The 15,888-nt window shown below is 54.3% G+C and carries 17 protein-coding genes and 1 pseudogene; 11 read left to right on the plus strand and 7 right to left on the minus strand.

Annotated features, from left to right (window positions below):
- Nucleotides 1-32: 32 nt before the first annotated feature.
- Nucleotides 33-767, plus strand: coding sequence for a 23S rRNA (guanosine(2251)-2'-O)-methyltransferase RlmB (gene rlmB, locus NXS97_RS15465; RefSeq protein WP_028715853.1), 735 nt, complete (start codon nt 33-35; stop codon nt 765-767).
- Nucleotides 768-852: 85 nt separating this feature from the next.
- Nucleotides 853-2,481: an isovaleryl-CoA dehydrogenase gene (locus NXS97_RS15470; RefSeq protein WP_028715852.1), complete on the plus strand. Its 1,629-nt coding sequence runs from the start codon at nt 853-855 to the stop codon at nt 2,479-2,481.
- On the opposite strand, the gene bsmA is transcribed toward NXS97_RS15470, so the two are convergent.
- Nucleotides 2,455-2,781, minus strand: coding sequence for a biofilm peroxide resistance protein BsmA (gene bsmA, locus NXS97_RS15475; RefSeq protein ID WP_014594721.1), 327 nt, complete (start codon nt 2,779-2,781; stop codon nt 2,455-2,457). The genes NXS97_RS15470 and bsmA overlap by 27 nt on opposite strands.
- A 57-nt stretch (nt 2,782-2,838) precedes the next feature.
- Nucleotides 2,839-4,770 carry a methyl-accepting chemotaxis protein gene (locus NXS97_RS15480; RefSeq protein WP_013027393.1) on the minus strand — a complete coding sequence of 644 codons (1,932 nt, stop codon included), beginning with the start codon at nt 4,768-4,770 and terminating at the stop codon, nt 2,839-2,841.
- A gap of 156 nt (nt 4,771-4,926) precedes the next feature.
- Here NXS97_RS15480 and yjfP point away from each other — a divergent pair, with 156 nt between their 5' ends.
- The 6 genes and pseudogenes from yjfP to NXS97_RS15510 all read left to right on the plus strand — a co-directional run bounded on the left by yjfP (nt 4,927) and on the right by NXS97_RS15510 (nt 8,479).
- Nucleotides 4,927-5,676: an esterase gene (gene yjfP / locus NXS97_RS15485; protein WP_028715851.1), complete on the plus strand. Its 750-nt coding sequence runs from the start codon at nt 4,927-4,929 to the stop codon at nt 5,674-5,676.
- Between the two features lie 273 nt (nt 5,677-5,949).
- Entirely contained in the window at nt 5,950-6,345 is a 396-nt protein-coding gene (rpsF, locus tag NXS97_RS15490; protein ID WP_013027391.1) for a 30S ribosomal protein S6, read from the plus strand.
- A gap of 6 nt (nt 6,346-6,351) precedes the next feature.
- Nucleotides 6,352-6,669: a primosomal replication protein N gene (gene priB, locus NXS97_RS15495; protein WP_013027390.1), complete on the plus strand. Its 318-nt coding sequence runs from the start codon at nt 6,352-6,354 to the stop codon at nt 6,667-6,669.
- A gap of 4 nt (nt 6,670-6,673) precedes the next feature.
- Nucleotides 6,674-6,901 carry a 30S ribosomal protein S18 gene (gene rpsR, locus NXS97_RS15500; protein WP_000135199.1) on the plus strand — a complete coding sequence of 76 codons (228 nt, stop codon included), beginning with the start codon at nt 6,674-6,676 and terminating at the stop codon, nt 6,899-6,901.
- A 38-nt stretch (nt 6,902-6,939) separates the two neighbouring features.
- Nucleotides 6,940-7,389 (plus strand): 50S ribosomal protein L9, encoded by a 450-nt coding sequence (rplI, locus tag NXS97_RS15505; protein WP_013027389.1) that lies wholly within the window; start codon nt 6,940-6,942, stop codon nt 7,387-7,389.
- A 125-nt stretch (nt 7,390-7,514) separates the two neighbouring features.
- Nucleotides 7,515-8,479 (plus strand): annotated as a pseudogene (locus tag NXS97_RS15510) (DMT family transporter).
- A gap of 34 nt (nt 8,480-8,513) precedes the next feature.
- On the opposite strand, the gene NXS97_RS15515 reads toward NXS97_RS15510, so the two are convergent.
- Nucleotides 8,514-9,179: a LysM-like peptidoglycan-binding domain-containing protein gene (locus NXS97_RS15515; RefSeq protein ID WP_024471140.1), complete on the minus strand. Its 666-nt coding sequence runs from the start codon at nt 9,177-9,179 to the stop codon at nt 8,514-8,516.
- A gap of 220 nt (nt 9,180-9,399) precedes the next feature.
- Here NXS97_RS15515 and fklB point away from each other — a divergent pair, with 220 nt between their 5' ends.
- The gene (gene fklB / locus NXS97_RS15520) at nt 9,400-10,020 is read left to right on the plus strand and encodes an FKBP-type peptidyl-prolyl cis-trans isomerase (RefSeq protein WP_014604905.1); all 621 of its coding nucleotides are present in this window, start codon (nt 9,400-9,402) and stop codon (nt 10,018-10,020) included.
- A gap of 36 nt (nt 10,021-10,056) precedes the next feature.
- Here the strand turns inward: fklB and NXS97_RS15525 are convergent, their stop codons facing one another.
- The gene (locus NXS97_RS15525; protein ID WP_028715850.1) at nt 10,057-11,997 is read right to left on the minus strand and encodes a bifunctional 2',3'-cyclic-nucleotide 2'-phosphodiesterase/3'-nucleotidase; all 1,941 of its coding nucleotides are present in this window, start codon (nt 11,995-11,997) and stop codon (nt 10,057-10,059) included.
- A gap of 294 nt (nt 11,998-12,291) precedes the next feature.
- On the opposite strand from NXS97_RS15525, the gene cysQ reads away from it, so the two are divergent.
- On the plus strand, nt 12,292-13,035 hold the full coding sequence (cysQ, locus tag NXS97_RS15530) for a 3'(2'),5'-bisphosphate nucleotidase CysQ (RefSeq protein WP_014604907.1): 744 nt from the start codon (nt 12,292-12,294) through the stop codon (nt 13,033-13,035).
- 37 nt (nt 13,036-13,072) lie between these two features.
- On the opposite strand, the gene NXS97_RS15535 is transcribed toward cysQ, so the two are convergent.
- Nucleotides 13,073-13,630: a YtfJ family protein gene (locus NXS97_RS15535; protein ID WP_024471139.1), complete on the minus strand. Its 558-nt coding sequence runs from the start codon at nt 13,628-13,630 to the stop codon at nt 13,073-13,075.
- Between the two features lie 313 nt (nt 13,631-13,943).
- On the opposite strand from NXS97_RS15535, the gene NXS97_RS15540 reads away from it, so the two are divergent.
- Nucleotides 13,944-14,150, plus strand: coding sequence for a DUF1107 domain-containing protein (locus NXS97_RS15540; protein ID WP_003855513.1), 207 nt, complete (start codon nt 13,944-13,946; stop codon nt 14,148-14,150).
- 32 nt (nt 14,151-14,182) lie between these two features.
- Here the strand turns inward: NXS97_RS15540 and NXS97_RS15545 are convergent, their stop codons facing one another.
- Complete coding sequence (locus NXS97_RS15545; RefSeq protein WP_013027381.1) at nt 14,183-15,502, minus strand: hemolysin family protein; 1,320 nt, start codon at nt 15,500-15,502, stop codon at nt 14,183-14,185.
- Between the two features lie 182 nt (nt 15,503-15,684).
- The gene (locus tag NXS97_RS15550; RefSeq protein ID WP_165971879.1) at nt 15,685-15,852 is read right to left on the minus strand and encodes a hypothetical protein; all 168 of its coding nucleotides are present in this window, start codon (nt 15,850-15,852) and stop codon (nt 15,685-15,687) included.
- Nucleotides 15,853-15,888: the final 36 nt, after the last annotated feature.

Consider the following 15,888-nt stretch of genomic DNA (forward strand, 5'->3'; position numbering starts at 1 on the left):
TATCCATTCATTTCCAACCACTGAGCAGATTGATGAGCGAAATTATTTTTGGTATCCATGCCGTGCAGGCGCTGCTGGAACGCGATCCTCAGCGTTTCCAGGAAGTCTTTATTCTCAAAGGCCGCGACGATCGTCGCCTGCAACCGCTGGTGACCGCGTTAGAAGCTCAAGGGATCGTGATTCAACTGGCCGATCGTAAATGGCTGGACAGCCAGGTGGAAGGCGGCGTACATCAGGGGATCGTGGCGCGTGTGAAGCCGGGCCGCCAGTATCAGGAAGGCGATCTGCCGGATCTGCTGCAGAGCCTGGAAAAGCCGTTCCTGCTGGTGCTCGACGGCGTTACCGATCCCCACAACCTCGGTGCCTGCTTACGTAGCGCCGATGCCGCAGGCGCCCATGCCGTGATCGTCCCCAAAGATCGCTCCGCACCGCTGAACGCGACGGCGAAAAAGGTTGCCAGTGGTGCGGCAGAAAACGTTCCCCTCATCAGGGTAACCAATCTGGCACGCACCTTGCGCCTGCTGCAGGAATATAACATCTGGGTCGTCGGCACCGCTGGCGAAGCCGACCATACTGTATACCAAAGCAAGATGACCGGGTCGATGGCGCTTGTCATGGGGGCTGAAGGTGAAGGGATGCGTCGCCTGACGCGTGAGCACTGCGATGAGCTAATCAGTATCCCTATGGCAGGCAGCGTTTCGTCCCTCAATGTGTCAGTGGCCACTGGCGTCTGCCTGTTTGAAGCGGTTCGTCAGCGTAACGCGTGATCGCTGCCGCAATTTAGTCTTTCTGTCCGGTCATAATGGTGGCTCACCTTACATACTGAGTGAGTGATATCCGCGAGGAGCCGTTATGACCTGGACAACTCACACCGTTTTCAACCAACCTTTTCCCCTCAGTCACAGCAATCTGTTTCTGTCTGATGTTCCGCTGTGTGACGCACTGCAGCGTGAAGGCGGCGGCTGGGACAGCGAGTGGCTGGCGTCAGTCGGCAGGCAGTTGGGCAGTGCAGAATCGCTGGAGCTGGGCAGGCTCGCCAATGCCAGTCCGCCTGAACTCCACCGTTATGATGCACGCGGCGTCAGGCTGGATGACGTCCGCTTTCATCCAGCCTGGCATGTACTGATGCAGGGCCTTTGCGCCAGCCGTCTGCATAACCTCAGCTGGCAGCCTGACGTACAGCCAAATGCCAGCGTGGCCCGTGCGGCACGCTTTATCTTGCATGCTCAGGTTGAGGCCGGAACGCTCTGTCCGGTGACCATGACCCACGCGGCAATCCCTTTACTACAGCGTTATTTGCCTGCCCGGTTTGAGTCCTGGCTTGAACCCTTACTCAGCGATCGTTACGACACGCATGCGGTTCCGGGCGATCAGAAGCGCGGTCTGCTGATTGGCATGGGCATGACTGAAAAGCAGGGCGGCAGCGATGTGCTGACCAACACGACGCGCGCAGAGCCCCTGGACAGGCGCGGAAGCGGTGAAGCCTATCGTATCGTCGGGCATAAATGGTTTTTCTCTGTGCCGCAAAGCGATGCGCATGTGATTCTTGCGCAAACGCAGCAGGGGCTCAGCTGCTTCTTTCTGCCACGGCTGCTGCCGGACGGTTCACGAAATGCCATCGTCATTGAGCGGTTAAAAGACAAGCTCGGTAACCGATCCAACGCCAGCAGTGAGGTGGAGTTCAGGGATGCGACCGGCTGGCTGCTGGGCGAAGAGGGCGAAGGCGTTCGTCTGATCCTGAAAATGGCGGGCATGACGCGTCTTGACTGCGCGCTGGGCAGCCACGGCCAAATGCGCCGGGCGTTTTCCGTTGCGCTGTACCACGCACATCAGCGCCAGGTCATGGGCAAAACTCTGGTGGATCAACCGATCATGCGTCAGGTGCTGGCGCGTCAGGCCTTGCAGTTAGAAGGGCAAACGGCACTGCTGCTACGCCTGGCTCGTGCCTGGTCTTCTCCCGCCAACGTCCATGAAGCCGCCTTCGCCCGGTTATTCACCCCGGCGGCGAAATATGTGATCTGTAAAGCAGGTGCCCCCTTTATCGCTGAGGCCATGGAGATACTGGGCGGCGTGGGCTATTGCGAAGACAGCGAACTGCCTCGCCTCTATCGTGATATTCCGGTTAACAGTATCTGGGAAGGATCGGGCAACGTGATGTGCCTTGACGTATTAAGAGTGGTGGGCCGCCAGAGCGGCACGCTGGACATGCTCAGGCAGGCGTTTGACGCCGTTAAAGGCTGTAACCGCCATTTCGATCGCAGCTGGCGACAGCTGGCTCTGCACCTGAGCAAAATGGATGAGTCGCAGGCCCGTGAACTTACCGACAGGCTGCTGCAACTGGCGACGGCGGCACAGTTGTTGAAGCACGCCGAGCCGTTAGTGGCGGATGCATGGTGCAGTCAGTGGCTCGACCCGCGCGGCACGCGCAAAATCGAGGGGCCACTGACCGACCGCTTACTGGCGCGCGCCAGCGGCAGGTGAGGCGCCATACAGGATGGCAGTTGTGTACCAGATCCCGGGGGTAACCGTTTCGTCGACCATCAAAATCTGATAATAAACGGCACCGGCCTGATTCGCGCGCGCAGCAATGGCACGCTGCGCGTCGTCAGGCGAGCCTCTTACGCTGGCGCTAATGGTGCCCAGCTTCGGTAAACCGCCACTCTGGGCACGGGTAATAGACTGCGCGTGACCTGTTGGCGCGGGCGGGGCCTTTGGCGTCACCTGGAACAGCGAGCAGCCACTTAACAACAAACTTAACGTCAGTAACAGAGCGTAACGCATAGCAGATTTCTCGCCGTCAGGTTAAGTGGATAAGTGTAAGCTACCCGCCCGTTATCTTCACGATTTGATCGAGAAAACACTGACCAGCTGCGTCAAATGATGCCCCTTGTCGCTCAGGCTCTGGGCTGTGTTTTCTGCCTGTGCAACCAGTTCACTGTTTTGATGGGTAGCCTGGCTTATCTGGTTCATCGCCAGATTGACCTGACCAATGCCCGCCGTCTGCTGTTGTGCAGCAACGTTAATCTCACCCATTAATGCCTGAACCTGCTCAATATGCGTCACGATATCGCTCATCGCGTCACGGGTTTGCTCCGACAGTGTATGTCCCTCCGCAACGTGACGTATCGAGGTCGCGATCAGCGTATCGATCTCTTTTGCCGCCTGTGCCGAACGCTGTGCCAGCGCACGCACTTCGGCTGCCACTACGGCAAATCCACGACCGTGCTCACCTGCACGCGCGGCTTCGACAGCGGCATTCAGGGCCAAAATATTGGTCTGGAACGCGATGGACTCGATAACGTGGGTAATTTCGGCAATGCTCTGCGAAGACACGTTAATGGCCGACATCGTGCTGACCGAGCGCGTCACCGTCTGGTTGCCATTACTCACGATACCGCTAGCCTCCGCGACCAGCGACATGGCCTGACGCAGGCTATCGGCGGTGTGCTCAACGGTCGCACCAAACTGCTCCATGCTGGCAGAGGTTTCTTCAACGCTGCTGGCCTGGCGGCCAATCTGCTCACTGATGTTGTGGCTGCTGGCTGCAATGGTATCTGTGCCGTCACTGATCTCCTGCGCGGCGCGGCGAACCTGGGCAACAATCTTCTCCAGCCCCTCGCCGATGCCGTTAATGGCGTTAATCAACTGACCCACTTCGTCATGACGCGTGGTGTCCAGATGCTCCAGCAAATTGCCGGCGGCATACTGCTCAGCTAAGTGAATAACCTGTTGTAACGGTCGCGTGATGGCGCGGCGGCTGTACCAGACAAAGCAGGGGGCAAACAGCAACACCAGAATCAGGCCGGTGATAAGAAACAGATTTCGGCTGTGAATAACCGGAGCCAGCAGGCTGTCACGATTAACTTCACCGACCACAATCCAGTTCCAGCCGGGCAGCTGTTGCCAGGCGAGCATCTTCGTTTCACCGTCGATTTCGACTTGCTGAACACCCTCGGGCTGCGCCAGCATCTGCTTCATGACGCTATCCTGCCAGTCTGGACGCTTGCCTTCATTTTGTTTATCAAACAGATATTGTCCCTGCGCCGCGCCCGGCGAGCCATTGAGCACATAGAAATGCCCGCTGTCGCCCAGGCGGCGAGCCAGCACTTTTTCGCGCATCAGGCCGTACTGCTTATCGATCTGGACGCCGACAAACAGAATCGCGATGACGGCACCGCTGTCGTCTTTAATCGGTTGATACTGCGTGATGTAACGGTGATCGAATAAGGTGGCCAGGCCCCGGAAGGTTTCCCCCTTCATGACGCTTTTCCAGGCGGCGCTGGCAGGATCAAGTTGGGTACCGATCGCCCGGCTGCCATCCTGTTTCTTCAGGGACGTGGAAATACGGATAAAATTGTCACCATCGCGGACAAAAATCGTCGCGACAGCCGAGGTGCGATCCGTAAAATCATCGACGGCGATCTGATCGAGGTTAAGGGTTTTAAGGCCGGCACGCAGGGTCGGTGTGGAAAATTCGCCGACCTGAACACGTGCGGTTTCATCGCGGCTGAAGCGTTTAGGTAAAAAGCTGACGAAGAGCTGAGTATAGTTGCCGACTTCCTGCGTCAGCGTCGCATTAAACATGGATGCCATCTCGGTGATGCCCTGCACCTGATTAACCATGTCATCGACGGCAAGACTTTCCAACTGGCGTGAGGCATTCTGGCTTTGGATAAGGGTTAACGCCAATAACAAAACGCCTACGCTGAAGGAAGTGATGACGCATAGCTTCACTCCAAGGCTCGTTCTGCTAAGAGAGAAACGTTTCATAGATTACCTTTGTTTTCTTGTCAAATATGCATTAACAACGGCAGCGCAGCGGAAATATTTAGTTTAGAAATTATTACTATTGTAATGTTGTAAACCATTACCCAGGTTATCGTCGTTGGCGAGGCGCTAAAGGCCGCCCCTGCTTCAGGAGAAAATATGATTGAACTCACCACGGAAAGGCTGGCAGGTATTGAATGTTTGCATGCAGCACCCGCAGGCCAGCGCCAGCAGCGGCTGCCAACGGTCGTGTTTTATCATGGCTTTACCTCGTCGAAAGAGGTTTATGCCTACTTTGCGGTGGCCCTGGCCCAGGCGGGGTTTCGTACCCTGATGCCCGACGCCGATATGCATGGCGCACGCTATAACGGCGATGCCGACGCGCGGTTTAGCCATTTTTGGGACATCCTCAAACAAAACATTGATGAATTCCCGTTGATAGAGGGCGCGTTACGCGCTGATGACCTGATTGCCGGCGACCGTCTTGCCGTCGCCGGGGCCTCAATGGGCGGAATGACGGCGTTAGGGGTGATGGCGCGCTATGCGCATATTCACAGCGTCGCCTGCATGATGGGGTCCGGCTATTTTATGCAACTCAGCCACACGCTGTTCCCGCCTGTCACTGTAACGGGCCCGGAACAGCAGGCACAGTTCACAAAACGGATGGCGCCGCTGGCGGATTACGATCCCGCTGCCCGGCTACATAATCTCGCGGACCGCCCCCTCCTGCTATGGCACGGTGAGGCCGATGAGGTCGTCCCTTTCGCAGAAACCCAGCGGCTGGAACGGGCTCTGCATGAGCAGAGGCTGGATACCCATCTTGTTTCGTTGTCCGAAAAGCATATCGGACACAAAATTACGCCGTCGGGCCTGACGGCGCTGGTCAGCTTTTTTAAGCGCCAACTCTAGCCCGTAAACGACAGCGCCTTCCGTTTCAGCCTCTGTTTGCCTCTGCATTCCCGCTTTCCGCACACAAGGGCGGAAAGCGGGCGTCTCCCGACAATTTAAATGAAATCCCCGCTTGAGTTTGTGCGTTGCCGCCAGTATGATTACGCGTCAATTTTTCAGCTGCATTCAGAGGTGTGTGTCATTACGGTGACCCACGACCTATAACGTTCCTTGCTTCCGTGGGCCGCAGCTGACCCTGACAGGAGGCTGAATAATCCGTAAGGAGCAATTTCGATGCGTCATTACGAAATCGTATTTATGGTTCATCCTGACCAGAGCGAACAGGTTCCGGGCATGATCGAGCGTTACACTGGTGCTATCACTGGTGCAGAAGGCACGATCCACCGTCTGGAAGACTGGGGCCGTCGTCAGCTGGCTTACCCGATCAACAAACTGCACAAAGCACACTATGTTCTGCTGAACGTAGAAGCGCCGCAGGAAGTGATCGACGAGCTGGAAACGAACTTCCGCTTCAACGACGCCGTTATCCGTAGCATGGTTATGCGCGTTAAAAACGCGGTAACTGAAGCATCACCGATGGTTAAAGCGAAAGACGAGCGTCGTGAGCGCCGCGAAGATTTTGCTAACGAATCCGCTGATGACTCAGATGCTGGGGATTCTGAAGAGTAATCCATCGTGACGGTTAATCGGCTGCGCTTGTCTGGCACGGTGTGCAAGACGCCAGTCCGTAAAATTAGCCCGTCAGGAATTCCGCACTGTCAGTTCGTGCTTGAGCACAACTCGGTGCAGGAGGAGGCCGGATTTCACCGGCAAGCCTGGTGTCGAATGCCTGTTATTATTAGCGGCAGCGCCCATCAGGTGATTACTCAACATATAACGGTCGGCACGCAACTCATTCTCGAAGGCTTTATCAGCTGCCATCAGGCGCGAAATGGTCAGAGTAAAATGGTGTTACATGCCGAGCAGATTGAATTGATAGATTCTGGAGACTAGCCAAATGGCACGTTATTTCCGTCGTCGCAAGTTCTGCCGTTTCACCGCGGAAGGCGTTCAAGAGATCGATTATAAAGATATCGCAACGCTGAAAAACTACATCACTGAAAGCGGCAAGATTGTACCAAGCCGTATCACTGGTACTCGCGCAAAATACCAGCGTCAGCTGGCTCGTGCTATCAAGCGCGCGCGTTACCTGTCTCTGCTGCCGTACACTGATCGTCATCAGTAACGGCTGTTGTCCATTAACGACTTTAAGAGGATAAGGTAATGCAAGTTATTCTGCTTGATAAAGTAGCAAACCTGGGCAGCCTGGGTGATCAGGTTAATGTTAAAGCGGGCTACGCTCGTAACTTCCTGGTTCCACAGGGTAAAGCTGTTCCTGCTACCAAGAAAAACGTTGAATTCTTCGAAGCACGTCGTGCAGAACTGGAAGCCAAACTGGCTGACGTTCTGGCAGCATCTAATGCTCGCGCAGAGAAAATCAACGCACTGGGCACCGTTACCATCACGTCTAAAGCAGGCGATGAAGGTAAACTGTTCGGTTCCATCGGTACCCGCGACATCGCTGATGCAGTTACTGCAGCTGGCGTTGAAGTCGCTAAGAGCGAAGTTCGTTTACCGAACGGCGTTCTGCGCACCACCGGTGAGCACGAAGTGGACTTCCAGGTTCACAGCGAAGTCTTCGCGAAACTGATCGTGAACGTAGTAGCAGGCTAATTTTTAGTTACCTGCCACACCTGAACGCCGACACTACTTGTGTCGGCGTTTTTGTTTTAACGACGTAACAGAATTCCCTTCTCTGTCTTGCAGATTCAGGCTCCTCCGGGCATGTTGAATATAAAATGAAACGCGATTTTATTATTGGCTACGCCCATGCATATCCTTCTGTCGAGTCCGTGTTCACCCGTCGAAATGGGGTTTTTGCCTGCGCAACGCGGTGCTGTTTGCTCTGGGGACGTTCTTACCCCGCGATCAAAAGCGGATACGCGCTGTATCGAATCGCCCAGACGATATTGCCTCGAAAGTAGTTTTTGCCGGTTATCGTTTTTTGTTAGCGGGGCTGATATTGTTTCTTTTTGCCCTGGTGCAGCGCAAACCGGTTTACCGTTTATCCCCCCGCCAGTTTAGTCAGCTTGCCCTGTTGGGTAGCATGCAAACCGCCCTTCAATACACGTTTTTCTAAATCGGGCTCGCGTTTACCACAGGGGTAAAAGGGTCGATCATGAACGCCACGGACACATTTTTTAGCATCATGCTGGCGCATTTTATCTATCAAAATGACAGGCTCAGTGACAACAAATCGCCTGGCTGCCTTCTGGGTTTTAGCGGCGTGATGCTGGTCAACCTCGAAAGTAGACTGAGTGATTTTCAGTTTGTCTGGCAGGGTAACGGCTTCGTGGTGCTGGCCGCGTTTCTCCTCTCTGCCGCCACGCGATAGGGAAAACGCATTTCTCACACTATCGATCCGAGGGTGATGACCGGCTGGCAGTTGGCTCTGGGCAGGGGCGTCATGGTAATGGGCGGTGGCCTGGCGAGTGAGACGCTGCAGATCAACAGTATCGGTGCTGGGGCGGTGTTGGGTTATCTGACGCTGATCTCGTCAGTGACCTTTGCCTTGTGGAGCGTGCTGCTGAAATATAACCGCGTCAGCATGATTGCGCCGTTTAACGTCGTGATGCCTGTAGCAGGCACGGTGCTCTTCGCCGTTTTCCAGGGTGAAGATATGTTGGGCATCAAGTATCTGCTTGCCCTGCTGCTGGTCTGTTCGGGGATCGTGCTGGTCAATAAAATCAAAAAAGCGGGATAACGGACAGCCGGTGACGTGAGCCACCGGTTATCGCTTATTCTACCCGTAAAAAGCTGCCGTCCGGCTGGCGGGTAAACAGCACCGGGCCGTTCGCGCCATCCAGCGTTAAACCTGTCACGACGCCTTTTGCATCCCGACGGATTTTCACCTGCTGGCCCTCTTTTAATGTGCTGAGCGGCTGATCGTTACCTTCGACGCGCGCCATCGCAAAGACGTCATTCACCGGAAGATTATTGTCGCGGAACAGCTGCGCGAGCGTCTGCCCGGACGCAATCTGGTAGCTATGCCAGTCACCCTGAGAATCGGCCTTTGCCTCTGGCTGAGACGCGGATTGAGCCGGTTTGTTATTGTAGATGTCCGCCTGCATCGGCACCTCTTTTTCTGCCGAAGGCGTCACAGGCCGTTCTACCGGATACTGTGGCGTGCTGGACGGCCAGAGAAAGGCCAGCAGCAGGATGAGTAAAGCGAGCACGATCCCACGACGGTGGAAAGCCGGCAGCGGGTCCATCCAGCGGATATCGTCTGTGAAATGCCAGATTCGATAAAGCCAGTGAGGCAGGCGAGACGAGACGTTTGAAGGCATATCAGGTTCCTCCGCTCCGGCACCTTGCGGCCGCGTTCGTTGCGGCAGCCAGGCCTGTAACCGGGTTAAAATACGCAGTGCGTGCGTCCTGCGGCGACGAGGGGCAATCTGGCCCATATTTTCTCTCTTTCTTATAGTGCCACTGACAAGGAAAAACTTGTCACTTATACAGTATGGGCAATGTGGACGCGAAGTGCCTGCCAGCATTGATAAATTTGACCTGCGTATTGTTTCTCTTTCGCCAGCAAAAGTCATCTGCGGCGCTGTGGATTTTACGCCAGCGGCCTGCGCTGCTATGCTGCCCGTCTTACTATATCCGAGAGTGAAAGGAACGAAGATGACTACCCCTTCTTTCGACAGCGTCGAAGCACAAGCAAGTTACGGTATTGGTTTACAGGTTGGCCAGCAGCTGCTGGAGTCTGGTCTGCAGGGGCTGCAGCCAGAAGCACTGCTCGCGGGCCTGCGCGACGCGCTGGAAGGGAACTCACCCGCGGTGCCTGTTGATGTGGTCCATCGCGCGCTGCGTGAAGTCCATGAGCGTGCGGAAAGCGTGCGTCGTGAGCGCGTGGAAGCGATGGCCGCAGAAGGCCAGGCTTTCCTGCAGGACCATGCCCAGCGCGAAGGCGTCAGCAGCACCGAGTCAGGTTTACAGTTCAGCGTGATGACGCAGGGGGAAGGTCCGATTCCATCGCGCCAGGACCGCGTACGCGTGCATTACACCGGTAAACTGATCGACGGCACCGTCTTTGACAGCTCAGTCGCTCGCGGCGAACCGGCTGAATTCCCGGTTACCGGCGTGATTGCGGGCTGGATCGAAGCGCTGACGCTGATGCCGGTGGGTTCCAAATGGGAACTGGTTATTCCACACAACCTCGCTTACGGCGAGCGCGGTGCGGGTGCGTCCATCCCGCCATTCAGCACCCTGATTTTTGAAGTTGAGCTGCTGGAAATCCTGTAAGGATAAAAGGGCGGCGCGATGCCGCCCTTAGCCCTCTTACTGCTGTAAATTTACCTGCCAGAGAGCAAATCCCGTCTCGTCATTCCCTGTTGCCTTCATTGGATACTGCGCATGCTGTTGAATAAAGTGCGTGGCTTTATCACCGGGCGCGGTTTCAAAGCGAATATCAAGAGGCTGTGCAGCCTTGATCGTCGCCAGCCGCCAGTTATTGTCAGCCTGAGGGCGCACTTCCCCCTGCTTTTTGGTTTCTGCGCTGATATAGGCCGCCAGGATTGAGCGGTTTTCATCCGGTGAGGCAAAAGCAATGTACTTGTCGCCCGTACCCGCGAATTTACCGCTGTAGGCCCGGTAGTTATTGGTCGCCACCAGGAAGGTTGCTTTAGGATCGATGGGTTGCCCCTGCCAGCGAAGATCCTTAACACGTGAGGCATCAGGATGAATCAGTTGGCACTCTTCGTCATAACGGGCCGGCTGTGTCACATCAATCTGGTAACTCACACCGTCGATCACGTCGAAGTTATAGGTGCGGAAATTCCAGTTAATTAACGATTGCGTACGGGTGCTGGTCGGATCGATCTGATTAAACTGGCCTGCGGAGCATTCCAGCCACTCTTTTACCTGCTCGCCGCTCACTTTCATCACCACCAGCGTATTGGGATAGAGATAAAGATCCGCCGCATTTCGGAACGTCAGGTCACCTTTCTCCACTTCCACGTAGCTGGCAGGATCGTTCTTACGTCCACCGGCTTTAAACGGCGCAGCGGCCGACAGCACCGGCAGCGTCGCCAGATCGGGATCGCCCTGAATAAAATGCTCCACGTAGGCGCGCTGAGCGTTATTCACAATCTGAACGGTGGGATCGTCCTGAACCAGCGACAGGTAGCTGTACATCACGTCGGCGGATTTTCCGATGGGCTGAGCGACAAACTCGCGGGTGGCATGGTGATCGTCTTTCAGGACGTTAACCAGTGCCGGATCTTCTGCGGCCAGCGATGTCTTGTTTGCGGTGTCATAGACAGGGCGCGCCTGTGCGGTGCCTTGAGTAACGTGCCAGCGGCCACCTGCGTTGCTCAGCGCCAGATCCACCACGCCCAGATGATCGCCCCACATGCCCGGCATCACCGCAGGAATACCGTTAAGGGTTCCTTTCTCAATATCCGCACCTTTAATCCGTGCAAACTCCTTGCCTGGGAAAACGGCGTGCGCATGGCCAAACATAATGGCATCAATGCCTGCGACCTCGCTGAGGTAATAAACAGAATTTTCAGCCATGGCCTGATAAGGTTCGCTACTCAGACCGGAGTGGGCAAGGGCAATAACGACATCCGCGCCTTTAGCGCGCATCTCTGGGACATAGCGACGTGCGGTTTCTGTGATGTCATCCACCCGCACCTTGTCGTGCAGGTTGGCTTTATCCCACACCATAATTTGCGGCGGGACAAAGCCGATATAGCCCACCTGCAGGGTATGTGTTTTACCCTCACGATCGGTCACGCGGGTCGGTTTAATCAGGTAGGGCGTAAACAGAGGCTTACCGCTTTTCAGATCGATAACGTTCGCATTCACATAGGGGAAGCGCGCGCCAGCCAGCGCTTTTTGCAGGTACGGCAGGCCGTAGTTAAACTCATGGTTGCCCAACGTACCGACGCTGTAATCAAGCGTATTCATAGCTTTATAGACAGGATGGATATCGCCCTGTTTGAGCCCTTTTGCGGCCATATAGTCGCCCAGCGGGCTGCCCTGAATAAGATCGCCATTGTCTACCAAAACGCTGTTGGTGGCTTCCTGACGCGCCGCATGGATTAACGAGGCGGTGCGCACCAGACCATATTTTTCCGTGGGCGTATCTTTGTAGTAGTCGAAGTCCATTATATTGCTGTGCAGATCGGTCGTTTCCAGCACGCGTAAATCCACGGTGGCTCCCTGTGCTGCAACTGAAACGCTCAACGCCAGTAACATCATTCCCGCCTTAAACATGCTCGCTCCCAAAGCTAATAGATCAAGGCTACAAAAATAATGTAAAACTCTGATGAAAGGGCAGATTAAATCGTGATGAAGATAACGTTTTGAGCCAGCCGCACGCTGGGGTCGGGCGAAACGCGTTGCAGGATTTGTAAAAGGATATCGTTGCCATTTTTTTCTATTATGTTGATATACCTGAAAAATGATTCAGAATGTTTGCCTGAAATCAGAGATGAACGTGAAGCTGCTAGACTGTATTCCAACGGGTATGACAGTTAACGCGTAGCATTCTCATACATGAGGTGGAAAATGTTAGAGCAAATAAGCCAACTGGCGCGTGAAGCAGGCGACGCGATTATGCAGGTCTACAACGGTTCCGTTCCGACAGACGTTTCTCACAAAGCGGATGATTCTCCTGTCACGGCGGCAGACCTGGCCGCTCATGATGTGATTGTGTCGGGCTTAAAACAGCTGACACCGGATATTCCGGTGCTGTCAGAGGAAGATCCGCCCGGCTGGGAGGTTCGCCAGCACTGGCAACGTTACTGGCTGGTTGACCCGCTGGATGGCACCAAAGAATTTATCAAACGTAACGGCGAATTTACCGTGAATATTGCGCTGATTGAGCAGGGCAAACCGGTAATGGGCGTGGTTTATGCTCCCGCGCTGGGCGTGATGTATTCCGCCGCAGAGGGCAAAGCCTGGAAAGAAGAGAACGGCGAGCGACAACAGATTCATGTGCTTGATGCGCGTCCACCGTTAGTGGTGGTGAGTCGTTCGCACAACGACGACGACGAGATGAAAGAGTACCTCAAGCAACTGGGGGAACATCAGACGGTGGCAACCGGGTCATCACTGAAGTTTTGCCTGGTGGCAGAAGGGAAAGCACAGCTCTATCCGCGCTTTGGGCCAACCAATATTTGGGATACCGGAGCGGGTCATGCCGTTGCCGCGGCCGCGGGTGCTCACGTTCACGACTGGCAGGGAAGAACACTGGACTATGCACCGCGTGAATCTTTTCTTAATCCCGGCTTTCGCGTCTCGCTGTTTTAACCCAGTGCGGGAGGCGCAGCCCTCCCGCTTTCCGCCTTCAGTCCTGCAACAGCGATTTTAATAAGCTCATCACCTGCTGCACCTCCTGCTGAGAGAGCGCCCCGTCTTTAACGTATTTAACCTGACCCGTTTTATCCAGTACCACAATAGCCGAGCCGCCCTGCTGTAATTGCCAGGCGTGCTGCACATTGCCATTGCTGTCGACGATAAACTGCGACCAGGGATACTGCTGCTTATTACTGTGAATACTGCTGCGTACGAACATGCTGGTGCCAGGAATGGCATCATCGGTATTAACAATGGTGGTGGTCTGATAGCGGTCGTGAGGCAATTTCGCTGCCTTGATAGCTTCAACCAGCGCCGCGTTCATCTCTTTCGCGGATGAGCGCCCGGCAATATGCTGTACTACGCGGACTTTTCCGCTCAGCTGAGCGCTGTTCCAGTTTTTATAACTGAATTTTTCCTGCTGTAAAATCAGCTCGCCTTTGTCGTTGACGCCCACTGCTGGCACACGTTTGCCCAGCTCAATGTTATGCGCCAGCGCGCTAACGGGAATCAACAACGATAAAGCCAGTGCTGCCAGTGTTGCACGCATCATCATTCTCTCCAGTGATCAGACCAGTTAGTCATTCCACTGTCATATTAAGTAGGGATGATGCTGCTGTCTCAAAAAGCTGTCAGCTTTGCTATCGACAACACAATTCTTTAACCAATGAAGGTTTATACTGAATAGTGAAAAGTAAATAACAGAGTATTCTGTAATGTTGTGTCAGAACGGTAAAAAAATTTATTTCTTATCGTGCGAAGCAAACAGAGTGTTCTATAGTTTATCTCGAATTCGCGCTTCATGGATCCGTACCGAATTTGGCAACGGTGAAGCGTGCTTAAAAATTAAGGAGTTAATCACTATGAAAATCTTCCAGCGCTATAATCCACTACAGATAGCAAAATATGTTAAGACGCTGTTTAAAGGAAGGTTGTACATCAAGGATGTTGGCGCATTCGAGTTTGATAAAGGTAAAGTCCTGATCCCACGGGTCAAAGACAAACAGCACCTGAGCGTGATGTCAGAAATTAACCGCCAGGTCGTTCGTCTCAAGCTAGAGTTCAACTAAATAACAGGGCGCCGTTGGCGCCCTTAGTGTTTCTACTCTTCGGTTTTTGCCACATTCAGCATCGGCGGGCGTTCATCAATCCGCGTCACCAGTAGCTGGTCAATTCGGTAGCTGTCGATATCCACCACTTCGAACTTGTAACCGGCAAACTTCACAAAGTCTGTGCGCTTCGGGATTTTGCGCAGCATATACATCATAAAGCCGCCAATGGTTTCGTAGTTACCTGACTGCGGAAAATCATCAATATCCAGCACGCGCATGACATCATCTATCGGCGTACCGCCTTCCACCAGCCAGGAGTTTTCGTCACGTGCGACGATTTGCTCTTCCATGCCCTGGCCCACCAGGTCGCCCATCAGCGTGGTCATGACGTCGTTAAGCGTAATGATGCCCACCACCAGCGCGTACTCGTTCATGATGACCGCAAAATCGTCACCCGCCGTCTTAAAGCTTTCCAGCGCCTCAGATAACGTCAGCGTATCGGGCACAATAAGCGCCGATCGGATCTGAACCCCGCTGTTCAGCGCCATGCTCTGATTTCCCAGCACGCGCAGCAGGAGCTCTTTAGAGTCGACATAGCCCACAATGTGGTCAATATCGCCATTACAGACCAGGAATTTAGAGTGAGGATGTTGAGCGATTTTGGTTTTCAGGCTGACTTCATCTTCGTGCAGATCGAACCAGACAATGTTTTCGCGTGAGGTCATGGAGGAAGGGACGGTACGCGACTCCAGTTCAAACACGTTCTCAATGAGTTCGTGCTCCTGCTTACGCAGCACACCGGCCAGCGCACCGGCTTCGACAACCGCATAAATATCGTCAGAGGTAATATCGTCTTTACGCACCATCGGCAGTTTAAAAATGCGAAAGAAGACGTTGGCCAGACCGTTGAACAGCCACACCAGCGGGCGCATCACCAGCAAGCAGAAGCGCATGGGATTGATAATGCGCAGGGCGATGGTTTCGGGCGCGATCATACCGACGCGTTTCGGGGTCAGGTCGGCAAACAGAATAAACAGGCTGGTCACGATGGTAAACGAGCAGATAAAGCTAAGCTGTTCGGCAAGTTCATGCGACATAAAGCGGTTAAACAGGCTGGAAAACGCGGGCGAAAACGCCGCATCACCGACGATACCACCGAGGATCGCCACGGCATTCAGGCCGATTTGCACCACGGTAAAGAACATGCCGGGGGTTTCCTGCATTTTCAAAACGCGCTGAGCGTTGATGTTGCCTTCGTCGGCCAGAAGTTTCAGCTTAATCTTGCGGGCGGCGGCCAGCGAGATTTCCGAAAGAGAGAAAAAAGCACTGATTACGATCAGTAGCAGAATGACAAGTAAGCTATCAAGCATATGAGATCCAAAGAGTTATTCACTTGTCATTTTTGGCCTGGGCAGCGTGCGGTTTAGGCGGTCATTCCCTGTGCTGGTGACGCAAGGGGAGCTATCCGTGCCAAAAATGTCTGCGCCCATTTAACACAATGCGTGAGCGTCGGGGCAGAAATGAAGACAGGCGGGATGCCTGTGGTGGGTGATTATAGCAGCAGCGACGATGCCGCCGCCAGAGGGCAATCGGTGGCGTCCTGTGAGGCTATCGGGCAGTCTGTCATCAACCGCCCGGTCAGGCGTACAAACGGCAATCGCGCCTGCGACGTAACAACATCGTTGTAACGTAAGTGGGTTTTGCCGACAATAATGCTCAATTTGACTTATAACTCGTTGTACACTGCCAGTTAGCA

It is taken from the genome of Pantoea sp. B623 (assembly GCF_024814475.1).
GTDB classification, from domain to species: Bacteria; Pseudomonadota; Gammaproteobacteria; order Enterobacterales; family Enterobacteriaceae; genus Pantoea; species Pantoea ananatis.